Raw genomic sequence first — 21298 nt, forward strand, 5'->3', positions numbered from 1 at the left:
CGGCCTTGTGTCGCGAAAGGGCTGCGAAGCAGCCCCAGGGTTTCAGCGCAGATGCATGCATTGCTGGGGCTGCTTCGCAGCACTTTCGCGACACAAGGCCGCTCCTACAAAGAATCGCGCATGCCATCAGACGCGATCCTTCAACAAGGCCTGCAACGAATCGTCAAAGTCTCGCAGTGCATCCGCCTGCACCGCCCGTTCATCCTCTACCACCCGCGCCACATCGCCCAGGCGCTTGCTGGCCCGCCCTTCGGCGCGGCCGATATAGGTCAGCTGATCATCGAAAAACCGCGCCAGCACCCGGCTCTCTATACCCGCGCTGGCCAACCGGCTTTCGGTGTCCAGCAGCACGATGACATCCGGGTGATCACCCAGCAGCGTGTCCAGGTCGTCATAAAAGGTGACTTCGGCGAACTGCTGCGCCAGCGAGCGGGCCAGCCAGTCATACGCCTGGCTTTCGCTGTTCAGCGTTGCCACCGGGATGCGCTGCCCTTGGGCGGGTGCAGCAGCCTGGGTACGGTGGCTGCTGAGGTAACTGAGGGTCGCCTCACTGTCACGCCCCAGCAACACCGCCACCCGCTGACCGGGGGCCAGGGCTACGTTGGAAATGGCCGTGGCCGAATAGAGGTGCCCATAGGGCTGGAGGGTGTCGGTGGCTGCCGGGCTGGCACAACCGCCGAGGGCGGCCAGCAAGGCGAGCAGGGCAGCGATCATGCCGGATTTCATGGGGCGATCCCTCATCAATTCAGTGAATGCCACCATCTTCCGCCCGCGCCGGCCACAGCGGAACTTGATGGCATTCATGGTGGCTATTGATGAGGTCGATGCGTTACTGCGTGGCCATGAACTGCAATATACGTTCGCGCAGCCAGCGCTCGGCAGGGTCGTTGTCCTGGGCGCCGCTCCAGACCATCGACAGTTCGGCCTCGGTGATGTCGAACGGCGCCGGGTCGGCGCGCAGGCTGCCGTCGTCGGCCAGGGCGCAGGCGGCGTAGTCCGGTACCGTGGCGATCAGCTCGGTGTTGCGTAGCAGGGCGCGCAGGCTGCCGAACTGCGGCACCGCCAGCACCACCTTGCGGCAGCGGCCAATGCGCGCCAGGTCGAGGTCGATGTTGCCACTCATGTCGCCGGAGAACGACACCATCACATGCGGCCGAGCGCAGTATTCGTCGAGGGTCAGCGGCCCCGGGCGGTCGTCGGCGCGCAGCACCCGCACGCCAATGTCACGCAGCTTGCGGCGTTTGGCGGTGGCAGGCAGGTCGGTGGTGTAGCTCACGCCTACCGAGATTTCACCGCTGGCCAGCAGGCCCGGCATCAGCAGGAAGTTGGCCCGCCGCACCACCACGCTGATGTCTGGGGCTTCTTCGCGCAGGGCCTGCAGCAGGGCCGGGAACAGGCCGAATTCGGCATCGTCCGACAAGCCCAGGCGGAACACGTTGCAGCTGTTGGCCGGGTCGAATTCACGGGCACGGCTGATGGCGGCGGAAATCACGTCCATGGCCGGGCCCAGTTCGGCGAAAATCTGCATGGCCCTGGGCGTGGGCTCCATGGCCCGGCCGTTGCGGATCAGCAGCGGGTCGTCGAACAACTCGCGCAGGCGGGCGAGGGCGGCGCTGACGGTCGATTGGGTGATGAACAGCTTTTCACCGACGCGGGTCAGGTTGCGTTCGATCATCAGGGCTTCGAACAGCACCAGCAGGTTCATGTCGACGCGGCGCAGGTCGTTGCGGTTCATGAGGGCTAGGGTTCCGGAGTAGAGGGGGAGGCGGGGTATTGAAGCATGCCGGTAGCCTGATTGCCTTGTATGGATGTGCCGGCCCTTTCGCGGGTGAACCCGCTCCCACAGGAATGGCACAACCCTCAGTGCCTGTGGCGAACCTGTGGGAGCGGGTTCACCCGCGAAGAGGCCGGCACAGGCAAACTGACAGAGCCAACCTATCGCCCTGCAATAGCCACTCTATTAGAACTCTGTCCAAGCTCGGCTAGTCTTTCCCCTGGCCCCGCGAATTCCGCGCGCGGGAGGCGTGTCAGCACCTGCGTGCAAGACCGCGCCAACCCGCCGTGACAGCCTCGCAAGCCCCGTGTAGACCTGATGAGGGGTAGCACGAGCCCACCCGCTCGGCTGAAAGAACACCTGGCATAGACCGGAAATCTGGATAACCGACCCAAAGGTACCCGCAGATGTCGAACGAATCGAAATGCCCGTTCCATCAAACCGCAGGTGGCGGCACCACCAACCGTGACTGGTGGCCTGACCAGCTCAACCTGAGAATTCTTCACCAGCACTCGTCCAAGTCCGACCCGATGGACCCTGGCTTCGACTACGCCAAGGCGTTCAAGAGCCTCGACTTCCAGGCCCTGAAGAAAGACCTGACCGCCTTGATGACCGACTCGCAGGACTGGTGGCCGGCTGACTTCGGCCACTACGGCCCGCTGTTCATCCGCATGGCCTGGCACAGCGCCGGTACCTACCGCATTGGCGATGGCCGCGGTGGTGCGGGGTCTGGCCAGCAACGTTTCGCCCCGCTCAACAGCTGGCCGGACAACGTCAGCCTGGACAAGGCCCGGCGCCTGCTGTGGCCAATCAAGCAGAAGTACGGCAACAAGATTTCCTGGGCCGACCTGATTGTGCTCGCCGGCAACGTGGCCCTCGAATCCATGGGCTTCAAGACGTTCGGCTTCTCCGGCGGGCGCGCCGATGTATGGGAGCCGGACGAAGATGTGTACTGGGGATCGGAAAAGGTCTGGCTGGGTGGCGATACCCGCTATGGCAAAGACCAGGTCAAGGCCCAGCCGCCCGGCCAGGGTGACCTGGTGGCCGAGCCTGCCAAACGCCCGGAAGAAGAAAGCCGTGACCTGAGCGGTGAGCGCAACCTGGAAAACCCGCTGGCCGCCGTGCAGATGGGCCTGATCTACGTGAACCCGGAAGGCCCGGAGGGCAACCCCGACCCGGTGGCATCGGGCAAGGACATCCGTGACACCTTTGGCCGCATGGCCATGAACGATGAAGAAACCGTGGCGCTGATTGCCGGCGGCCACGCGTTCGGCAAAACCCACGGTGCCGGCCCTGCCGACAACGTCGGCCCCGAGCCAGAAGCAGCCGGCCTGGAGCTGCAGGGCCTGGGCTGGGCCAACAAGTTCGGCACCGGCAAGGGCGGCGATGCCATCACCAGCGGCCTGGAAGTGATCTGGACCTCGACCCCTACCCAGTGGAGCAATGAGTACCTGAACAACCTGTTCAACTTCGAATGGGAACTGACCAAAAGCCCGGCCGGTGCGCACCAGTGGCGGCCGAAGGACGGCAAAGGCGCAGGCAGCGTGCCGGATGCCCACGACCCGTCCAAGCGCCACGCGCCGTCGATGCTCACCTCCGACCTGGCGCTGCGCTTTGACCCGATCTACGGGCCGATCGCCAAGCGCTTCAAGGATAACCCTGACCAGCTGGCCGACGCGTTCGCCCGCGCCTGGTACAAGCTGATCCACCGCGACATGGGCCCGCTGGCGCGCTACCTGGGCCCGGAAATGCCCAACGAAGAATTGCTGTGGCAAGACCCGCTGCCCAAAGTCGACCATCCGCTGGTGGGCGAGCAGGACATTGCCGTGCTCAAGGCCAAGGTGCTGGCTTCGGGCCTGAGCGTTGGCGAACTGGTGGCTACAGCCTGGGCAGCGGCGTCGACCTTCCGTGGTTCGGACAAGCGGGGCGGGGCCAACGGTGGTCGCCTGCGCCTGGCGCCGCAGAAGGATTGGGCGGCCAACCAGGGCACCGGCAAGGTGCTGGCGGCACTGGAGAAGATCCAGGCCGAGTTCAATGCCGGTGGCAAGAAGGTCTCCCTGGCCGACCTGATCGTACTCGCCGGTGCCGCAGCGGTGGAAAAAGCCGCCAAGGACGCCGGGCACAACCTCAGCGTGGCGTTCCGCCCTGGGCGTGCCGATGCCACCCAGGCGCAGACCGATGTCGAGTCGTTCGCCGTGCTGGAGCCGCTGGCCGATGGCTTCCGTAACTTCAGCAAGGACCGCTACAGCGTCAAGGCCGAGAAGCTGCTGCTGGACAAGGCCCAGTTGCTGACCCTGACAGCGCCGGAACTGACCGTGCTGATCGGTGGCCTGCGGGTGCTGGGCGCCAACCATGGCGGCAGCACGCAGGGCGTGTTCACCGACAAGGTCGGCACCCTGAGCAACGACTTCTTCCGCAACCTGCTGGATATGGGCGTGGAGTGGAAGCCGACCTCGGCGGACAACGAAGCCTTCGAAGGCCGCGACCGCAAGACCGGGCAGGTGAAATGGACTGGGAGCCGGGTTGACCTGGTGTTTGGTTCGCATGCGCAACTGCGGGCGTTGAGCGAGGTGTATGGCAGTGGGGATGGTGGCGACAAGTTCGTGCGGGACTTTGTTGCGGCTTGGGAGAAGGTGATGGAGCTGGATCGGTTTGACCTGAAATAGCTGCATTGGAAGTTAGGGGGGCGCTTTGCGCCCCATTCGCGGCACAAGGCCGCTCCCACAACTGATCAATGTGGGAGCGGCCTTGTGCCGCGAATGGGCTGCAGAGCAGCCCCCCAAGGCCAGTGGCGATCCCGCCAATTCCAGGTCGGATAGATACAAAAGCGCCCTCGTCGGTTCTGTTGCAATGCTTCTCAGGCGGCCAGCCTGAACAGCGTGCTCACAACGACAAGGAACCCCGACCATGCAAATGCCCCAGACCCTGAAAATCCGTAACGGCGACAAGGTGAAGCCAACCTTCTCCGCCCAGGAATATGCTGCCCGCCACGCCCGGCTGCGGGCCTACATGGCCGAGCAGGACATCGAGGCGGCGATCTTCACCTCATACCACAACGTCAACTACTACAGCGATTTCCTCTACTGCTCGTTCGGCCGCCCTTATGCGCTGGTGATTACCCAGGACAAGGTCGTCTCGATCAGTGCCAACATCGATGGCGGGCAGCCTTGGCGGCGCACGGTCGGCACTGACAACATCGTCTACACCGACTGGCAGCGCGACAATTACTTCGTCGCTATCCAGCAGGCATTGCCGCTGGCCTCACGCATCGGCGTGGAGCATGACCACCTCAACCTGCAGAACCACGGCAAACTCGCCGCCTGCTACCCGAAGGCCGAGCTGGTGGACATCGGCGCACCGTGCATGCGCATGCGTATGATCAAGTCGGCCGAGGAGCAGGCGCTGATCCGCCACGGTGCGCAGGTGGCCGATATCGGCGGGGCGGCGGTGGTCGAGGCGCTGCGCGAGCATGTGCCTGAGTACGAAGTGGCGCTGCATGCTACCCAGGCGATGGTCCGCGAAATTGCCAAGCGCTTCCCCGATGCCGAGCTGATGGATACCTGGACCTGGTTCCAGTCCGGGCTCAACACCGACGGAGCGCACAACCCGGTGACCAGCCGCCGGGTCGGCAAGGGCGAGATCCTCAGCCTCAACTGCTTCCCGATGATCGCCGGCTACTACACCGCGCTGGAGCGCACGCTGTTCCTCGACCACTGCCCGGATGAGTACCTGCGCCTGTGGCAGGCCAACGTCGAAGTGCACGAAGCCGGGCTGAAACTGGTGCGCCCGGGCATGCGCTGCAGCGACATCGCCCGCGAACTGAACGAGATCTTCCTGCGTCACGACCTGCTGCAATACCGCACCTTCGGGTATGGCCACTCGTTTGGCACCTTGAGCCACTACTACGGCCGCGAGGCCGGGCTGGAACTGCGCGAAGACATCGACACGGTGCTGGAGCCGGGCATGGTGGTTTCGATCGAACCGATGATCATGCTGCCCGAAGGGCGGCCGGGGGCGGGCGGGTATCGCGAACATGACATCCTGATCGTCAATGACAGTGGCGCCGAGAACATCACCAAGTTCCCGTATGGGCCGGAGCACAACATCATTCGCAAATAAGCATTGGCGTCGCCTGCTTCGCGGCTAAAGCCGCTCCTACAGGGATTTCACCGCTGTTGTAGGAGCGGGTTTACCCGCGAAGAGGCCGGCCCAGACAACAACAAGATCCCAGTATGACCACCAGACCCTGCCTCCAATTAAAAGAACCAGAGGGTACCCGTCATGTCCAGCACCACCCTTGACCCATCCGCTGTCGCCAGCCCCGCACACAGCGCCGAACGCCAGGCCCTGCGCAAGGCCGCCTGGGCCAGTTTCATGGGCAACTTCGTCGAGTGGTTCGACTACGCCGCCTACGGCTACCTGGCCACCATCATCGCCGCCACCTTCTTCCCGCAAACCGACAAGACCACCGGCCTGCTGGCGACCTTCGCGGTGTTCGCGCTGTCGTTCCTGGTGCGCCCGCTGGGCGGCATCGTCTGGGGCCATTTCGGCGACCGCCATGGCCGGCGCAATGCACTGTCGTGGTCGATCCTGATCATGTCGGTGTCCACCTTCTGCATCGGCCTGTTGCCCGGCTATGCACAAATCGGCCTGTGGGCACCGGGACTGCTGTTGCTGATCCGCCTGGTGCAGGGCTTTTCCGCCTCGGGCGAGTATGCCGGTGCTGCGGCGTTCCTGGCCGAATACGCGCCGCCCGGCCGGCGTGGGTTGTACACCAGCATCGTGCCAGCCAGTACGGCGGCGGGGTTGTTGTTTGGTGCGGCGTTCGTCGCGGTGCTGCATGAGCTGCTCAGTAGCGAAGCCTTGCATGAGTGGGGCTGGCGCCTGCCATTCCTGCTGGCGGCACCGTTCGGTCTGGTAGGGCGCTATATTCGCATGAGCCTGCAAGACACGCCCAAGTTCCTGGAGATGGAGCAGCGCCTGGAAAACAAGGCGGGTATGGCCCCGGCGCCGTTGCGTGAGCTGCTGGGCCAGCACCGCCGCAGCCTGGCCATCGGCATTGGCGTCACCTGCCTGAACGCGGTGGCGTTCTACCTGCTGCTGAGTTACATGCCTACCTACCTGTCCAGTGAAATGGGCATGAGCGAGCGGGATTCGTTCATTGCCTCGACGGTATCGCTGGCCACCTATATCGGCTTGATCTTCCTGATGGGGCGGCTGTCCGACCAGTTTGGGCGCAAGACCATGCTGGTGGTGGCTTCGCTGTTGTTCCTTGGGCTGACGGTGCCGTTGTTCCGCCTGCTGGACGGGCAACCGTTGCTGGTGATTCTGGCGATCCAGATTTTCTTTGGCGCGATGCTGGCGATGAATGACGGGACCTTGCCGTGCTTGCTGGCGGAGATTTTCCCGACACGGGTGCGCTTCAGTGGTTTTGCCTTGAGTTTCAATGTGGCCAACGCGTTTTTTGGCGGGACGGCGCCGTTCATTGCCACCTGGTTGATCCAGGTGACGGGTAGCAAGCTGGCGCCGGCGGGGTATTTGCTGGCGGCGGCTTTGGTGGCGTTGGTGGCCATGCTGATGTGTCGGGAGACGGCGCATTCGGCCCTGGCAGATTGATTGGCCTGTACTGGCCTCTTTGCGGGTGAACCCGCTCCTACCACGATCGCGTTGATTTCGCATCCGTTGTAGGAGCGGGTTCACCCGCGAAGAGGCCAGCAAAGCCAATACAAAACCCAGGTCAATGGAGAGAGGCTTGCCGCCGCTCCCCCAATGGCGACAACCCGAAGAACCGGCTGTAACTCTTGGAAAAATGCGCCGGCGAACTGAACCCGCAGGCCAGCGCCACCTCACGCACCTGCACGTCACTGCGCAGCAGCAACTCCCGCGCCCGCGACAGCCGCAGCTCCAGGTAATACTGGCTGGGCGTGCGCTGCAGGTACTTGTGGAACAGCCGCTCCAGCTGGCGCACGGTCACCTCGTTGAGGCTGGCCAGCTCCTCCAGGCCCAGCGGCTCTTCGAGGTTGGCCTCCATGATCGCCACCACCTGGCTCAGCTTGGGCTGGGCGCTGCCAAGCAGGGTGCGCAGCGGCACCCGCTGGCGCTCGCGCTCACCCCGCACCCGGTCGCACAGCAATAGCTCGGCCGCCTTGGCCGCGATGTTCTGGCCATCAGCCTCGCGAGCCACCAGTTGCAGCATCATGTCCATGGCCGCCACGCCGCCCGAGCAGGTATAGCGGTCGCGGTCCAGTTCGAACAGCTGGCTGGAAATGACGATGCCGGGGAAGTGCGCCTGCAACGTCGGCAGGTCTTCCCAATGGATGGTACAGCGGTAACCCTTGAGCAGTTCGGCCTTGGCCAGCAGGTAGCTACCCGTGCAGATGCCGCCCAAAGGCAAGCGTTGGCGGGCCAGTTGGCGCAACCAGTCGATCAGCGGGCGGTTGCCGCGGCCGCGATCGATCGGGTTGGCCCCGACCACCAGCAAGGCATCCAGCGCGGGCGCGTTGGCGATGCTGTAGTCGGGCAGTACGCGCATGCCGTTGCTGGCCATCACCGGCGCATCGTCGGCAGCGATCAGCACGCTGCGAAACAATGGCTTGCGCGCGGCCAGGTTGGCCATGCGCAGGGTCTCCACCGCCGACGCCAGGCCGATGGTGGTGAAATTGGGCAAAATCAGAAAGCCGAAGGTCTTTACCGAACAACTCTTTACAATAGAAGGCGATAGGTTTGCAGAAGCGGGGTGGACCATTGCGCTGTTCCTGTGCAAGCTGAGGCATAGTTGGTCAGGGGCAGTGAGAAAAAACAGCCTCGCGTGGTTCTTGTTGTTATAGGTCGTTGCCGGGTCGATCTTACACCCCGGGCGCAGCGGCCAGGAATGGCCCCGCCAGTTGGCAGGGCCGACAGTGATTGCACATAGAAGGTGATCGTTCGTGAACCCCGAATCCATGCTGGCGGCATTGCCAGGCTACGCCATGTCGCCCGAGTCGATCCAGGTGCTGCCCGATGCCAAGGCCTACCGCGCCTGCCTGTTCGAGCGCATCCGCGCAGCAACCCGGCGTATCGTCATCGTCGCGTTGTACCTGCAGGAGGACGAGGCCGGCCAGGAAGTGCTGGATGCCTTGTACCAGGCCAAGGCCGCGCGGCCGGGCCTGGAAATCACCATCGTGGTCGACTGGTTCCGCGCCCGGCGCGGCCTGCTGGGGGCGGGGCGTCAACCAGGTAATGCCGCCTGGTACCAGGCCCAGCGCCAGCTGCGCGGGCTGGATATTGTCATCCACGGCGTGCCAGTGCAGACCCGCGAGCTGTTCGGGGTGCTGCACCTGAAGGGCAGCATCATCGACGACTGCGTGATCTACACCGGCGCCAGCCTGAACAACGTGTACCTGCACCGCTTCGACCGCTACCGCCTGGACCGCTACCACCTGTTCCAGTCGTCGGCACTGGCCGACGCCATGGTCGACCTGGTGCGGCGCCTGCTGCACCACACCGCCACACCGCGCCTCGACTTGCCGGCGCCACCTGCCACCCGCAGCCTGCGCGGTGACATCCGGCGCTTGCGCGCACGGCTGCGGCGTATGGCGTACGAAGCGCCTGCCAGCGGGGCAGGGCAGGGTTTGCGGGTGATCCCGCTGTTGGGCGTGGGCCGTGGCAACCCGTTGAACCGGGCGTTGTGTACCTTGCTGGCGGCGGCGCGCACGCAGATCATCATCAGCACGCCGTATTTCAACCCGCCGCGGGTAGTGATGCGCGAAATTGACCATGCCCTGAGGCGGGGAGTGCAAGTGGAGCTGATCGTCGGCGATCGTACGGCCAACGACTTCTATATCGCCCCTGGTGAGCCGTTCAGCGCCAGTGGTGCGCTGCCCTATCTGTACGAGGACAACCTGCGCGCCTTCGCCCGCCGCCGCCACGCTGCGATTGCCTGCGGCCAGCTGGATGTGCGGATCTGGAACGATCCTGGGCATACCTTCCATGCCAAGGGCATCTGGATCGACCAGCGCTATTCGCTGCTGACCGGCAACAACCTGAACCCGCGCGGGTTCAACCTGGACCTGGAGAACGGCCTGCTGATTGATGACCCGCAAGGGCAATGGCTGGTGCCACGGGAAGCTGAGTTGAACGAGTTGCGCCGGTTTGCGCCGAAGATTGCGTCGGCTGAGGCGCTGGGGGTAAAGGCCGAGCACCCCAAGGAAGTGCGCAAGTTCTTGCGGCGGTTGCGCTATAGCCGGTTGGAGCCGTTGATCAAGCGGGTGCTCTGATGTCGCCTGGTGCGCTTTTTGTAGGCGCGGCCTTGCGTCGCGATCGGGCCGCAAAGCGGCCCCTCGATTTCAGCGTCACCGCCGCTATTGCTGGGGCTGCTTTGCAGCCCTTTCGCGACACAAGGCCGCTCCTACAGGGACCGCGCCGGGCTGTGCACTTTTGGTTACCTGGTTACCTTGCGGCTTGAGCCGCGACACGGCAAACAGCACCACCGCCAGCCCAATGACCTGGTACAGCGAAATCTCCTCGCTCAAAATCGCCCACGACGCCAGCACGGTCAGCACCGGCCCCAGGTTGCCCACCGCCGCCGTATGGGTCGGCCCCAGGCGCTGAATCGCCAGCGCCACCCAGTAGATCGGCAATACCGTGGAAAACACCGCCATCAACCCGGCATTGGCCCACACCGCGCCCGGCAGCTGCCACAGCTGGCCCACCGGTGCCACCAGCAGGTAATGCGCCAGCACCATCAGCGAGGACGCGGTGCCGCACAGCCCGGCCAGGCGCATCGAGCCCATGCGCTTGAGCATCATCCCGGTGCCGGCGTAATACAGCGCGTAGGTCACCGCACTGGCGAACACCCACAGCGAACCCAGCACCACCTGCTGGCCAACCCCGGCAACACTGATGTCGTGGACAAAGGCGATGCCCAGCCCCAGGTAGCACAGGCCCATGGCCGACAAGGTGCGCAGGCTTGGCCGTTCGCGCAGGGCGATGGCCTGGAACACCAGCACCAGGGTCGGGTAGGTGAACAGGATCAAGCGCTCCAGCCCAGCGCTGATGTACTGCAAACCATAGAAATCGAACAGGCTGGCCAGGTAGTAACCCAGCAGCCCGAGCAAGGCGACGCGCAACCCATCGCCCAGGTTGAGGGGGACGCCGCCCTGACCACGGCTGGCCCATACCAGCCAGGCGAACAACGGCAGCGACAGCCCCATGCGCAATGCCAGCAGGCTGATGGCGTCCACCGGCCCGGCGGCATAGGCGAGCTTGACGAAGATGGCCTTGAAGCTGAAGCCCAGGGCTGCCAGCACGGCGTACAGGGCGCCGCTTTGCAACTGGTGCTGGATCAAGCTGCGTAACGCGTTCATGGGGTACCCGCGGCAGAATAAACACAAGGCTTATTCTGAACAGAAGGCGGCCGCGCTAGAATCGCTTTTTATCGAACATGGTGTTCGTTTTTGGAGAAGGGCATGCCGTTCGATCTGACTGATCTGCGCCTGCTGCTGGCGATCGCGGCCACGGGCAGCTTGAGAAGGCGGCTGCGACCTTCCCGGTGGCGGTGTCGGCCGCCAGCAATCGCCTGCGCCTGCTGGAGGAGCGCAGCGGCCTGATGTTGTTCACGCGCAAGGCCGATGGCATGCAGCTGACGCCTTCCGGGCGCCTGGTGCTGGAGGGCGCGCGTAGCGTGCTCGGCGAGGCGCAGAAACTGCAGGAGACCTTGCAGCAACTGTCTGGCGAGCACCGCATTACTTTGCGCCTGGCGGCCTCAACCGTGACCAACAGCACGTTGCTGCCGGCGGTGTTGGGGCCGTTTCTGGCGGACTACCCGCAGGTCGACCTGCAACTGGTGGAGCACAAGAGCGTCGATGTGCTGCGGGTGGTGGTGGCCAACGAGTGCGAGATTGGCGTGTATGACGGCATCCTGCACAGCGAAGGCGTTGTCTCGCTGCCGTTTCGTACCGAGCGGCTGGTGATGCTGGTGCCGGCCGATCATCCGCTGGCCGGGCGTGAGCAATTGCGTCTGGTCGACGCCTTGGGCTATGCGTTCATCTGCTTGCCGGGTGAGCGGCCGATGCAGCGCTTTGTCGAAGAGCTGGCAATTAACCTGGCCATGCCACTCAAGGTACGGGTACGGGCGCCCAGTTTCGAGGCCATTGCGCAACTGGTGGCGCAGCGCGCAGGCGTGGCCATGCTGCCTGAAACAGCCGCAGTGCGCGCCGAGCAGGAGCTGCCGGTGCGCCGAGTGGCCCTGGCGGAAAGTTGGGCCACCCTGGAGTTACGCCTGTGCTTCCGTGACTGGGAGCGCCTGAGTTCGCACGGGCGGCAACTGGTCAGTTTCTTGTCCGGGCAACGGCTTACTGCGCCGGGGCCAGGCGAATACCACTCACCTGTACCTGATCACCGGGCTTGAAGTGGGCATTGGGTGAGCGATAGCGCTGCGTGCTGCCATCGTCGTGGCGCACCATATAGGCCGGGTCGCTGTTGCCCGTGCCTTGTTGTACGGCGGCACCGCCAAACGCACCCAGGGCAGCGCCGGCGATGGCGCCGAACGGGCCACCGAGTGCAGCGCCGACCATCAGGCCGCTGACACCGCCGGCGCCATAGCCCACCGTGTTGTCGGCGCTTTCCGAGAGCACTTGGTCGGCGCAGGCGGGCAGGGCGATAGACAGGGTCATCGCCAGGGGGAAGAGGACGTTTTTCATGATAGTTATTCCGCAAGGCAGATTGTGGCGAAAGAGAACTGTTCAGTTTTCGTGCCAAGTGGCCAGCCTTTACAATTGGGGGGTATTGCGCCGGTGCGTTGTCATTGCGACAGCTGTTTTTGTGGTGCGAATGACAGGGTGATGTCAATATGACATGCATTTCGTGCGGAGACCTGCAAGGGCTGGGCTATCATTTGCTGGCAAGTGTGCGGGGCCCCTCTGAAAAGTCATCACGAGCGCATACAATCGGGCCTTTTCCTCGTTAACCAGATAGGCCAACCCGTATATGGCGCTTGATCCACCCACGATGCTGACTATCACGATCGCCCTGGCCGCAGCAGCAGCCTTGTACCTGGCGATCGAGTGGCGCAGCGTTCGCGAGCCTTCGCTGCTGTTCTGGAGCGCCGGCTTTGCCACCATTACGGTCGGCTCCACCTTGGCCTTGCTGCGGGGCATAGGCTTGCTCTTGATCGGTATCTGGTTCGCCAACGGCTTGTTGGTGGTGGCGCACTGGTTCTTCCTGATGGGGGTTTTGCGTTTCACCCAGAACCGTCTGTCGCGCAGTTGGCTGCTGATAGTGGCTGTCTGGTTTGCCTTGTTGCTGTTGCCTGTTGGGCCGCAGTGGTCGAAGGTAATGCTGATGGTCAACTCGTTGCTGGTGGCGTTGTTGACGCTCAAGGCCAGCTTCCTGTTGCGGCCGCATGGCAGTTCGCTGAGTGTCGGGGCGGTGCAGTTGCGCTATGTGTTGTTGATTCATGGGCTGTTCTATGCGGCCAAGGCGATCATTGCGATCACGCCGGGTACGCTGATCGACCTGGCCACCTTCGGCGGGCTGATCATTCAGGTTTCGCTGGTTGAAGGGGCAATGGCGATCATGCTGATTGCCTTGTCGATGACCGGCACCGTGCGTTACCGGCGCGAGGAGCGGATTGCCCGGCTGGCGGCGCGTGACCCGCTGACTACGTTGTACAACCGCCGTGCACTGGAGGTGCGTGCGGCGCATTTCTTCAAGGAAGTGAGCCCGGCGCAACCTGGGGCGTTGTTGTTGATCGATATCGACAACTTCAAGCTGGTCAATGACCTGCATGGGCATGTTGCTGGGGACCGCTTGCTGATTGCCTTGAGCGAGATGATTCGCGCGGTGCTGCCCGAGCGCTCGCTGGCGGCGCGGCTGGGCGGCGATGAGTTCGTCATTTTGCTGCATGGGGCCAGTAGCGAGCGGGTCATGGAGTTGGGTGGGGTACTGCGTGAGCAGTTCCAGCAGTTTGCCAGCAAGACTGTGCCAACGCCTGAGGCGGTTACCTTGAGTATTGGTGCCAACCTGTTCGAGCAGCCGCCGGCGAGTTTGGCTGCGTTGATCGAGCAGGGGGATGTGGCGTTGTATCAGTCCAAGCGTGGGGGGCGTGACAGCATCCGCTTTGTCGAGCGCTCGATGGCCGACCTGAACCAGTAGCCCACTTTTCGCCTTTGCTTTTGCTTTTGCCTTTGCTTCTAAGCGCGCGGTAGTTCAGGCGCCGCAGATTGCGACTTCAGGAGGCCGAGCGAAGGGCTTGCGGAGGGAGGTGACGGGCATGGATGCCCGTCAAGCGCTGAGGCCCCATGGATGGGGCCTGCAGCGCGTACTCCCGGGAGCAAGCCCGTAGCGAGGGGACCCCGGAGCGCAGCGTAGGGGCCGGATGATGGGAGCCAGCGTTTTTTGGTTACTTTTTGTCGCGTTTGACAAAAAGTGACCCGCCGTAAGGGCGGAAAGGTGACTTGGCGCCACCTGCGCGAATGAATGTCTACTTGGTGTGAAGGCCCACATCCAAACAGCAACAGCAACAGCAACAGCTCATGCGGCGGTTTTGATACTGCGCATAGTCCATTCGCGATGGCGACGCTTACTCACCTTTTCGCCCTTACGGCGAGTCACTTTTTGTCAGACGCGACAAAAAGTAACCAAAAAACGCTGCGCTCCCATCATCCGGCCCCTACGCTGCGCTCCGGGGTCCCCTCTCTCCGGCCTTGCTCCCGGGAGTACGCGCTGCAGGCCCCATCCATGGGGCCTCAGCGCTTGACGGGCATCCATGCCCGTCACCTCCCTCCGCAAGGCCTGCGTTCGGCCTCCTGAAGTCGCGAAGATCAAGATCAAGATCAAGATCAAGATCAAGATCAAGATCAAGATCAAGATCAAAAGCAACAGCTAGCGCAGCAGGCAGGGGTCAGGTCACCACTTGGTAGCACGGCACATACGCCGCGCCGCCAGGCAACTTCATCCGGTGCTGGTCGACGAACGCCTGCAGCAGCCGGCCCAGTGGGTCCAGCACGGCGCTGTCGCCGCGGATCTGATAGGGGCCGTGTTCTTCGATAAGGCGGATGCCCTTGTCCTTGACGTTGCCCGCGACAATGCCGGAGAACGCCCGGCGCAGGTTGGCGGCCAGCTCATGGGCCGGCAGCTCGCGACGCAGGTCCAGGTCAGCCATGGCCTGGTGGGTTGGGTCGAACGGGCGCTGGAAGCTCTCCTCGATCTTCAGCAGCCAGTTGAAGTGGAAGGCATCGTTGCGCTCGCGGCGGAACTGCTTGACTGCCTTGAGCCCTTCGACCATGTGCCGGGCGACTTCTGCCGGGTCGTCGATGATGATCTCGTACAAGCGGTGCGCCGCTTCACCCAGGGTGGCGCCGACGAACGCGTGCAACTGTTGCAGGTACGGCTCGGCACTGCGCGGGCCGGTGAGCACCACCGGGAACGGCAGGTCGCGGTTGTCCGGGTGCATGAGGATGCCCAGCAGGTAGAGGAATTCCTCGGCCGTACCGGCGCCACCCGGGAAGATGATGATGCCGTGGCCGACACGTACGAAGGCTTCCAGGCGCTTCTCGATGTCCGGCAGGATCACCAGTTCGTTGACGATCGGGTTGGGTGCCTCGGCGGCGATGATGCCCGGTTCGGTCAGGCCCAGGTAGCGGCTGCCATGCATACGCTGCTTGGCGTGGGCGATGGTCGCACCCTTCATCGGGCCCTTCATTACGCCCGGGCCGCAGCCGGTGCACACGTCCAGTTTGCGCAGGCCCAGCTCGTGGCCGACCTTCTTGGTGTACTGGTATTCCTCGCTGCTGATCGAGTGGCCGCCCCAGCACACCACCATCTTCGGTTCCACGCCCGGGCGCAGCGTGCGGGCGTTGCGCAGCAGGTGGAAGACGTAGTCGGTGATGCCCTGGGAGCTTTCCAGGTCGATGCGCTGGCTGGCCAGCTCGCTTTCGGTGTAGACGATGTCGCGCAGGGCGCTGAACAGCATTTCACGGGTGCTGGCGATCATCTCGCCATCGACGAAGGCATCGGCCGGGGCATTCAGCAGCTCCAGGCGTACACCGCGGTCTTGTTGGTGGATACGCACCTCGAAGTCCTGGTAGGCCTCGAGGATGGTCTTGGCATTGTCGACATGAGCGCCAGTGTTGAGGATGGCCAGGGCGCACTGGCGGAACAAGGTGTAAAGGCTACCGGTACCGACTTCACTCAGTTGCTGCACTTCACGTTGTGACAGCGTCTCCAGGCTGCCTTTGGGGCTGACGGATGCATTGATGACATGGCGTTGGGGCATCTAAGTCTTTCCTGTGCAGGTAAAACATCCTTCTTTGACAACACCATACCTAGAAATGTGGACGGCAACGAGGGGGGGTGTGAAAAAGCTTGAGACCGAGTCGCCTGGTTCGCGGCGGTTCGACGCCTCGATAAACCCGCCCCTACACGTACAGCGCAAGCCTTGAGGGCAGCGCGGTCCTTGTAGGAGCGGGTTTATCGAGGCGTCGAACCGCCGCGAACCAGGCGACTCGGTCCAAGGTCAGCCCAACAGCTTCTGCACGCCCAGGGTAATCGCCAAACCACCCCCGATCAGCCACAGGTTGAGAATCGCCCCAGTGGCCAGCGCCCGTGGCCCGGCCTGGCGAATCTGGCTGAAGCGGGTCTCCATGCCCAGTGCGGTCATGGCCATGGTCAGGGCAAAGGTGTCGAGGCTGTTGACTGCCTGGGTCACGCTACCGGGCAGCACCTGCAGCGAGTTCACCAGCACCAGCGCCAGGAAGCCGAAAGCGAACCAGGGCATGGCGATGCGCCCGTTGCCCTGCGCCTGGCCAGCCTGGCGCGAGCGGCTGATCCACAAGCCTACCACCAGCAGCACCGGCACCAGCAGCATGACCCGGGTCATCTTGACGATGGTGGCGATGTGGGTGGCTTCGGGGCTGACGTTGCTGGCCGCGCCAACCACCTGCGCGACTTCGTGAATGGTGCCGCCCAGGAACAGCCCGGCGCCCATGGTGTCCAGCTGCAGCCAGCCGGCGTTTATCGCCAGCGGGTAAAGGAACATCGACAGGGTGCCGAACAGCACCACGCTGCCGACCGCCATGGCGCTTTTGTGCGGGGCGCTGCGCAATGCCGATTCAAAGGCCAGTACTGCGGCGGCGCCGCAGATGGCGCTGCCGGCGGCGGTCAGCAGGGCGGTATCGCGGTCCAGCTTGAATACTTTCATGCCGCACCACAGGCCGATCAGCAGTGTGCTGCCCACCACCAGCAGCGAAACGAGCAGCCCCGACCAGCCGACTTCGGCTATTTCCTGCAGGCTTACCCGCAGGCCAAAGAAGGCCACGGCAATGCGCAGCAGGCCGCGCGCGGAGAAGTTGATGCCCGCTGCCCAGCTTGCCGGTACGCCATCGCGCAGCGCGTTGCCGTACAGCGCACCGGCGACGATGCCGACGATCAGCGGGCTGATGCCCAGGTTGGCGATGGCGGGCATGGCGGCCAACTGAGTGACTGCCAGCGCGAACAGCGCGACGAACAGGATGCCGTTGAGCCGCCCTCGGGTGGAGAGGGTAGGGGTAAAGGCGGGGTTGGATGGAGCCGTGGCCATGTGAGTCCTCCGGAAAGGTGTTTCGACAAGGCCTACGTTAATCTGGTTATAAGCTTATAAAAAATCGTAATTTAGAATGGCAAATATCCGAATAGCTGATATTTTTCATTCATGACCCCAGAACAACTGATAACGTTCGCCACCGTCGCCGAGCATGGCAACATCAGCCATGCGGCCCAGGCCCTGCACCTGTCGCAGCCAGCGGTGTCTGGCCAGCTCAAGCTGCTGCAGGAGGCCTTTGGCGAGCCGCTGTATCAACGTGCCGGCCGTGGCGTGCGGCTGACGGCGGCTGGCGAGCAGTTGCTGGCACATGCCGAGCGCCTGCGTGAAACCTTCCGCCAGGCCCAGGCGCTGCGAGAAGCGATGCACGGGCTGGAGCGCGGTACCTTGCGCATCGGCGCCAGTACCACGCCGGCCAGCTACCTGTTGCCTTACCTGATCGCCGATTTTCACCGGCGCTATCCTGACGTGCTGGTAACCACCTCACATGGCAACACAGCGGAGATCGTCGCGGCGCTGGACAGTGTCGATATCGCCTTGATCGAGGGGCCTCCGGGGCAGGAGCTGCCGTTGGGCACTGAAGTGACGGCATGGCGTGAGGACGAGATCGTGGCCATTGTGCCGCGTGGGCATCCGTTGGCTGTCAATGATCAGCACACGCTGGCGTCGCTGGGGGCTTACCCGCTGGTGCTGCGCGAGAGCGGTTCGGGCGTGCGGCAGATCGTCGAGCGGGCGTTTGCCCGTGATGGCGTGGCGATGCGTGTGGCGCTGGAGATTGCCGGGGTGGAAGGGGTGAAGGAGGCGGTGCGGGCCGGGATGGGCATTGGGTTTGTGTCGGCGATGTCGATCCGGCATGAGGATGGGGCGTTGCACAGGTTGCAGGTTGCGCCGCAGGCGTTGGTCAGGCGGTTTTCCATATTGATGCCGCATGCAGCCACGCCGTCGCGGGCGGCGGCGCGGTTTCTTGAGTTGTGTGTTGGCTTGCAAGAGGTGGGTTGACTGTACCGGCCTCTTCGCGGGTGAACCCGCTCCTACAAGGACCCCACATTCCTCAAGCCATGTGCGATACCTGTAGGAGCGGGTTCATCGAGGCGTCGAACCGCCGCGAAGAGGCCAGCACAGGCACCATCAATTCAACTTGAAGACATGCTTCATATAGGCAACAAAATTCTCATCCCGGCACTGTGTCTTGCCCGGGCTGTCGGAAATCTTCGCCACCGGCGCCCCGTTGCAGTCGGTCATCTTGATCACGATGTTCATCGGCTCCACCCCTGGGATATCGCAGGTCAGCCGGGTACCAATGCCAAAGCTCACATTGATCCGCTCATGCAGCGCCCGGTATAGCCCAAGCGCCTTGGCAAAATCCAGCCCGTCGGAAAAGATCAGGGTCTTGCTCTTTGGGTCGATCCCCAGCCGCTCATAGTGGGCAATGGCCTTTTCCGCCCAGGCCATCGGGTCGCCCGAATCATGCCGCAGGCCGTCGAACAGCTTGGCGAAGTACAGGTCGAAATCGCCGAGGAACGCGTCCATGGTGATGCAGTCGGTCAACGCGACGCCCAGCAGCCCGCGATATTCCCGCACCCAGCATTCCAGCGCGGCGGCCTGGCTATCGACCAGGCGCGGGCCGAGTTGCTGGTGGGCCATGAACCATTCGTGGGCCATGGTCCCAAGCGGCTTGAGCTCGAATTCGCGAGCCAGGTGCACATTGCTGGTGCCGACAAAACGCCCCGGGAAGTCGTGCTTGAGAATGTGCACCACCTCTTCCTGTACCCGGTAGGAGAAGCGCCGCCGCGTACCAAAGTCTGCCAACTGGAAACCGGTCAGCTCATCGGCGCTGGCCTCGGCCTTGAGCCAGTCGAGTTTCTGGTACAGGCGTTCGCCGACCTGCTCGATCACCACTTCGCGATAGCGGTAGCGGTTACGCACCTCGCTGATGATCGCCAGCAGCGGGATTTCGTAGAGAATCACGTGCAACCACGGCCCGCGCACGCGGATTGCCAGTTGCCCGGCATCGTCCAGGCCTACCTGCACATAGCGCAGGTTGAAGCGGAACAGGCTGAGAAAGCGGATGAAGTCGGGTTTCAGGAACGGGATTTTTTCCAGATAGGCCAACTGGTCATGGGTGACCGTGACCTCGGCCAGTTGTTCTATCTGGTAGCGGATCTCGGCCAGGTAGGGGGACAGGTCCTCACCATTGCGGCAGCGGAACTCCCATTCCACTTCGGCGTTGGGGTAGTTGTGCAGCACCGCCTGCATCATGGTGATCTTGTAGAAGTCGGTGTCCAGCAGGTTCTGGATGATGCGTGGGCCGAAAACACTTTCGCTCATGGGCGGCCTTCCTTGATCAGGGCAAGCTGGTGGTCGAGGGCGGCTTCGTCGCCGCAGAGGATCACACCCTCGGCGGCCAGGGCGCCGCACGCCTCGATGGCGCCGGCCTGGGTCAGCGCACGGCAGGCCGGCAAGTACAGCAGCACCTGGAAGCCGGCCTGGCGCAGTTGGCGGGCGGTGGTACTGACGCAGTAGTCCAGGGCCAGGCCGCCAACGATCACTGCGCCTACCAGCTGCTGCTTGAGGTACTCGATTACTCCGGTGGAGCGGCGCTCGGCCAGGTCGTGGTAGCAGGCGCCGTAGGGGTGCAGGTCGGGTTCGACACCTTTCCACACGAAATAGTCGTAGTCGATGGGGGCGGGCAGGCCGGGCAGCAGTTCGAAGCCAGCGGTGCCGGGCACGCAGTGGCTGACCCAGGTCAGGTCGGCGTTGGCCAGTTGCAGGGGTTGCAGCATGTGCGCAGGGTCGGCGACTACCCAGGCGGCGTTGGCCGGGTGGGCGTCCTTGCTGCCCAGGCGCAGGTCGGCGCGCAGGGCCATGGTGTTCAGGTCAGCCGCGATTTCGTCGCCTTCGGGAACGGGCAGCTCTTGCGGCGCGTTGTCGGTGAAGCCGTTCTGGGCGTCGACATCGAAACTGGCGATCTTCATGGCGGTTCTCCTTGCTGGAATGACCATATATTTCACCTGGTGTATTAAGTGTGTCAAGTGAATTTCAGTGCGTGGTTCCTGGTTGATTTACTTAGTTGCTCTGGTGGATTATTGCGCCACTGAACAAGGAGTTACCCGGTGAGTACAGTCGAAGTCCTGGCCAGTGTCGATATCGTCGCGCTGCGCCTGGCCCCTGATGCGCAGCATCTGCAAGTGTTGTTGCACCGCCGTGAGCGTGAGCCGCATGCCGGCCAGTGGGCGCTGCCCGGGGTCATCGTCAATGGCCGCACCCCCGACACCAGTCTGGAGGCGGCTGCCGACCGCGCCTTGCGCGAGAAGGCGCTCGTGCTGCCGCGCTATCTGGAGCAGGTGGGCACTGAAGGCAATGCCTTTCGCGATCCACGAGGGTGGTCGTTGAGTACCTATTACCTGACACTGCTCGACCCGCAGCAGCAAGCCATGGGCGACCAGCTCGAGTTTTTCGACGTTGGCAGCGTGGTGGACCGCAAAGTGTTGCTGCCGTTCGACCACAACCTGCTGGTAGAGCGCGCCCGCGAGCGGCTGGCGGCGAAGACGGTGTACAGCAGCCTGCCGCTGTACCTGTTGGCGGAGAAATTTACCGTGCTCGATGCACTGGGCGCGGTGCAGGCGTGCCTCGGGCAGGCGGTGAACAGCACCTCGCTGCGTAAACGCCTGGAGCGCTTGCGCGAGCTAGGGTGGGTGAGGGATACCGGGGAGAAGAACCAGCCCAGGTTGGGTAGGCCGCAGCAGTTGTATCAGTACACCCCGCAGGAGGGGCGGGCGTTTATGTTTGACCGTAGCCTGCTGCCTGAAGGCGCTTGAGCGACGTTTTATTTTGGGCTGCTCTGATAAGGTTTCATGGCTGCAAGGTGGTTGTCACAACATTTTTATCGCCTTTGAGATCGAGCGCCGCCCGCGCGGCGCTTCGCAGCACAAGGCTGCTCCTACATCTGTTTCGGGCCAGTCACGCCT

18 protein-coding genes are annotated in these 21298 nt (G+C 63.4%); 9 read left to right on the plus strand and 9 right to left on the minus strand.

Annotated elements, in window-relative coordinates:
• Positions 1-126 precede the first annotated feature (126 nt).
• Together ACIP1G_RS15885 and ACIP1G_RS15890 are read right to left on the minus strand one after the other, a co-directional pair.
• Positions 127-726: a hypothetical protein gene (locus tag ACIP1G_RS15885; protein ID WP_400738687.1), complete on the minus strand. Its 600-nt coding sequence runs from the start codon at positions 724-726 to the stop codon at positions 127-129.
• 103 nt (positions 727-829) lie between these two features.
• Positions 830-1735: a LysR substrate-binding domain-containing protein gene (locus ACIP1G_RS15890; protein ID WP_400738690.1), complete on the minus strand. Its 906-nt coding sequence runs from the start codon at positions 1733-1735 to the stop codon at positions 830-832.
• Between the two features lie 446 nt (positions 1736-2181).
• On the opposite strand from ACIP1G_RS15890, the gene katG reads away from it, so the two are divergent.
• The 3 genes from katG to ACIP1G_RS15905 all read left to right on the plus strand — a co-directional run bounded on the left by katG (position 2182) and on the right by ACIP1G_RS15905 (position 7390).
• Complete coding sequence (gene katG / locus ACIP1G_RS15895) at positions 2182-4440, plus strand: catalase/peroxidase HPI (RefSeq protein ID WP_400738692.1); 2259 nt, start codon at positions 2182-2184, stop codon at positions 4438-4440.
• A gap of 241 nt (positions 4441-4681) precedes the next feature.
• Positions 4682-5893, plus strand: a complete 1212-nt coding sequence (locus ACIP1G_RS15900) for a M24 family metallopeptidase (RefSeq protein ID WP_400738694.1) — start codon at positions 4682-4684, stop codon at positions 5891-5893.
• 162 nt (positions 5894-6055) lie between these two features.
• Positions 6056-7390, plus strand: coding sequence for an MFS transporter (locus ACIP1G_RS15905; RefSeq protein WP_400738696.1), 1335 nt, complete (start codon positions 6056-6058; stop codon positions 7388-7390).
• Positions 7391-7511: 121 nt separating this feature from the next.
• On the opposite strand, the gene ACIP1G_RS15910 is transcribed toward ACIP1G_RS15905, so the two are convergent.
• Entirely contained in the window at positions 7512-8519 is a 1008-nt protein-coding gene (locus ACIP1G_RS15910) for a GlxA family transcriptional regulator (protein WP_400738699.1), read from the minus strand.
• Between the two features lie 181 nt (positions 8520-8700).
• Between ACIP1G_RS15910 and pssA the strand changes: the two genes are divergently transcribed.
• On the plus strand, positions 8701-10029 hold the full coding sequence (gene pssA, locus ACIP1G_RS15915) for a CDP-diacylglycerol--serine O-phosphatidyltransferase (RefSeq protein WP_400738701.1): 1329 nt from the start codon (positions 8701-8703) through the stop codon (positions 10027-10029).
• Between the two features lie 84 nt (positions 10030-10113).
• Here the strand turns inward: pssA and ACIP1G_RS15920 are convergent, their stop codons facing one another.
• Positions 10114-11118: a DMT family transporter gene (locus ACIP1G_RS15920; protein WP_400738704.1), complete on the minus strand. Its 1005-nt coding sequence runs from the start codon at positions 11116-11118 to the stop codon at positions 10114-10116.
• Positions 11119-11303: 185 nt separating this feature from the next.
• Here ACIP1G_RS15920 and ACIP1G_RS15925 point away from each other — a divergent pair, with 185 nt between their 5' ends.
• Positions 11304-12161: a LysR substrate-binding domain-containing protein gene (locus ACIP1G_RS15925; protein ID WP_400738707.1), complete on the plus strand. Its 858-nt coding sequence runs from the start codon at positions 11304-11306 to the stop codon at positions 12159-12161.
• Here the strand turns inward: ACIP1G_RS15925 and ACIP1G_RS15930 are convergent.
• On the minus strand, positions 12106-12453 hold the full coding sequence (locus tag ACIP1G_RS15930; RefSeq protein WP_400738710.1) for a hypothetical protein: 348 nt from the start codon (positions 12451-12453) through the stop codon (positions 12106-12108). The two genes, ACIP1G_RS15925 and ACIP1G_RS15930, sit on opposite strands and share 56 nt — an antisense overlap.
• A 307-nt stretch (positions 12454-12760) precedes the next feature.
• Between ACIP1G_RS15930 and ACIP1G_RS15935 the strand changes: the two genes are divergently transcribed.
• Positions 12761-13906: a GGDEF domain-containing protein gene (locus tag ACIP1G_RS15935; RefSeq protein WP_400738713.1), complete on the plus strand. Its 1146-nt coding sequence runs from the start codon at positions 12761-12763 to the stop codon at positions 13904-13906.
• Positions 13907-14654: 748 nt separating this feature from the next.
• Here ACIP1G_RS15935 and ppnN read toward each other — a convergent pair.
• Complete coding sequence (gene ppnN / locus ACIP1G_RS15940) at positions 14655-16028, minus strand: nucleotide 5'-monophosphate nucleosidase PpnN (RefSeq protein WP_400738716.1); 1374 nt, start codon at positions 16026-16028, stop codon at positions 14655-14657.
• Between the two features lie 240 nt (positions 16029-16268).
• Positions 16269-17330: a YeiH family protein gene (locus tag ACIP1G_RS15945; RefSeq protein ID WP_400738719.1), complete on the minus strand. Its 1062-nt coding sequence runs from the start codon at positions 17328-17330 to the stop codon at positions 16269-16271.
• Between the two features lie 111 nt (positions 17331-17441).
• Between ACIP1G_RS15945 and ACIP1G_RS15950 the strand changes: the two genes are divergently transcribed.
• Entirely contained in the window at positions 17442-18329 is an 888-nt protein-coding gene (locus ACIP1G_RS15950) for a LysR family transcriptional regulator (RefSeq protein ID WP_400738720.1), read from the plus strand.
• A gap of 129 nt (positions 18330-18458) precedes the next feature.
• Here ACIP1G_RS15950 and pncB read toward each other — a convergent pair whose 3' ends face one another.
• Entirely contained in the window at positions 18459-19658 is a 1200-nt protein-coding gene (pncB, locus tag ACIP1G_RS15955) for a nicotinate phosphoribosyltransferase (RefSeq protein ID WP_400738723.1), read from the minus strand.
• On the minus strand, positions 19655-20305 hold the full coding sequence (locus tag ACIP1G_RS15960) for an isochorismatase family protein (RefSeq protein WP_400738725.1): 651 nt from the start codon (positions 20303-20305) through the stop codon (positions 19655-19657). Before ACIP1G_RS15960 ends, pncB begins: the two co-directional genes overlap by 4 nt.
• A 138-nt stretch (positions 20306-20443) precedes the next feature.
• Between ACIP1G_RS15960 and ACIP1G_RS15965 the strand changes: the two genes are divergently transcribed.
• Together ACIP1G_RS15965 and ACIP1G_RS15970 are read left to right on the plus strand one after the other, a co-directional pair.
• A complete protein-coding gene (locus ACIP1G_RS15965) occupies positions 20444-21148 on the plus strand; it encodes an NrtR DNA-binding winged helix domain-containing protein (protein ID WP_400738728.1) in 705 nt (234 codons plus the stop codon).
• Positions 21117-21298, plus strand: a 182-nt coding sequence (locus ACIP1G_RS15970; RefSeq protein ID WP_400738731.1) for a hypothetical protein, incomplete at its 3' end; no start/stop codon positions are given. The genes ACIP1G_RS15965 and ACIP1G_RS15970, both read left to right, overlap by 32 nt.

Origin of the sequence: Pseudomonas sp. NPDC089392 (assembly GCF_044749595.1) — a bacterium.
Taxonomy (GTDB): Bacteria; Pseudomonadota; Gammaproteobacteria; order Pseudomonadales; family Pseudomonadaceae; genus Aquipseudomonas.

What these genes read in the sequence shown, in the direction of transcription:
- ACIP1G_RS15885 (WP_400738687.1), bottom strand. Translation starts at nt 726, where the DNA reads ATGAAATCCGGCATGATCGCTGCCCTGCTCGCCTTGCTGGCCGCCCTC.
- ACIP1G_RS15890 (WP_400738690.1), bottom strand. Translation starts at nt 1,735, where the DNA reads ATGAACCGCAACGACCTGCGCCGCGTCGACATGAACCTGCTGGTGCTG.
- katG (WP_400738692.1), top strand. Translation starts at nt 2,182, where the DNA reads ATGTCGAACGAATCGAAATGCCCGTTCCATCAAACCGCAGGTGGCGGC.
- ACIP1G_RS15900 (WP_400738694.1), top strand. Translation starts at nt 4,682, where the DNA reads ATGCAAATGCCCCAGACCCTGAAAATCCGTAACGGCGACAAGGTGAAG.
- ACIP1G_RS15905 (WP_400738696.1), top strand. Translation starts at nt 6,056, where the DNA reads ATGTCCAGCACCACCCTTGACCCATCCGCTGTCGCCAGCCCCGCACAC.
- ACIP1G_RS15910 (WP_400738699.1), bottom strand. Translation starts at nt 8,519, where the DNA reads ATGGTCCACCCCGCTTCTGCAAACCTATCGCCTTCTATTGTAAAGAGT.
- ACIP1G_RS15920 (WP_400738704.1), bottom strand. Translation starts at nt 11,118, where the DNA reads ATGAACGCGTTACGCAGCTTGATCCAGCACCAGTTGCAAAGCGGCGCC.
- ACIP1G_RS15930 (WP_400738710.1), bottom strand. Translation starts at nt 12,453, where the DNA reads ATGAAAAACGTCCTCTTCCCCCTGGCGATGACCCTGTCTATCGCCCTG.
- ACIP1G_RS15935 (WP_400738713.1), top strand. Translation starts at nt 12,761, where the DNA reads ATGCTGACTATCACGATCGCCCTGGCCGCAGCAGCAGCCTTGTACCTG.
- ppnN (WP_400738716.1), bottom strand. Translation starts at nt 16,028, where the DNA reads ATGCCCCAACGCCATGTCATCAATGCATCCGTCAGCCCCAAAGGCAGC.
- ACIP1G_RS15945 (WP_400738719.1), bottom strand. Translation starts at nt 17,330, where the DNA reads ATGGCCACGGCTCCATCCAACCCCGCCTTTACCCCTACCCTCTCCACC.
- ACIP1G_RS15950 (WP_400738720.1), top strand. Translation starts at nt 17,442, where the DNA reads ATGACCCCAGAACAACTGATAACGTTCGCCACCGTCGCCGAGCATGGC.
- pncB (WP_400738723.1), bottom strand. Translation starts at nt 19,658, where the DNA reads ATGAGCGAAAGTGTTTTCGGCCCACGCATCATCCAGAACCTGCTGGAC.
- ACIP1G_RS15960 (WP_400738725.1), bottom strand. Translation starts at nt 20,305, where the DNA reads ATGAAGATCGCCAGTTTCGATGTCGACGCCCAGAACGGCTTCACCGAC.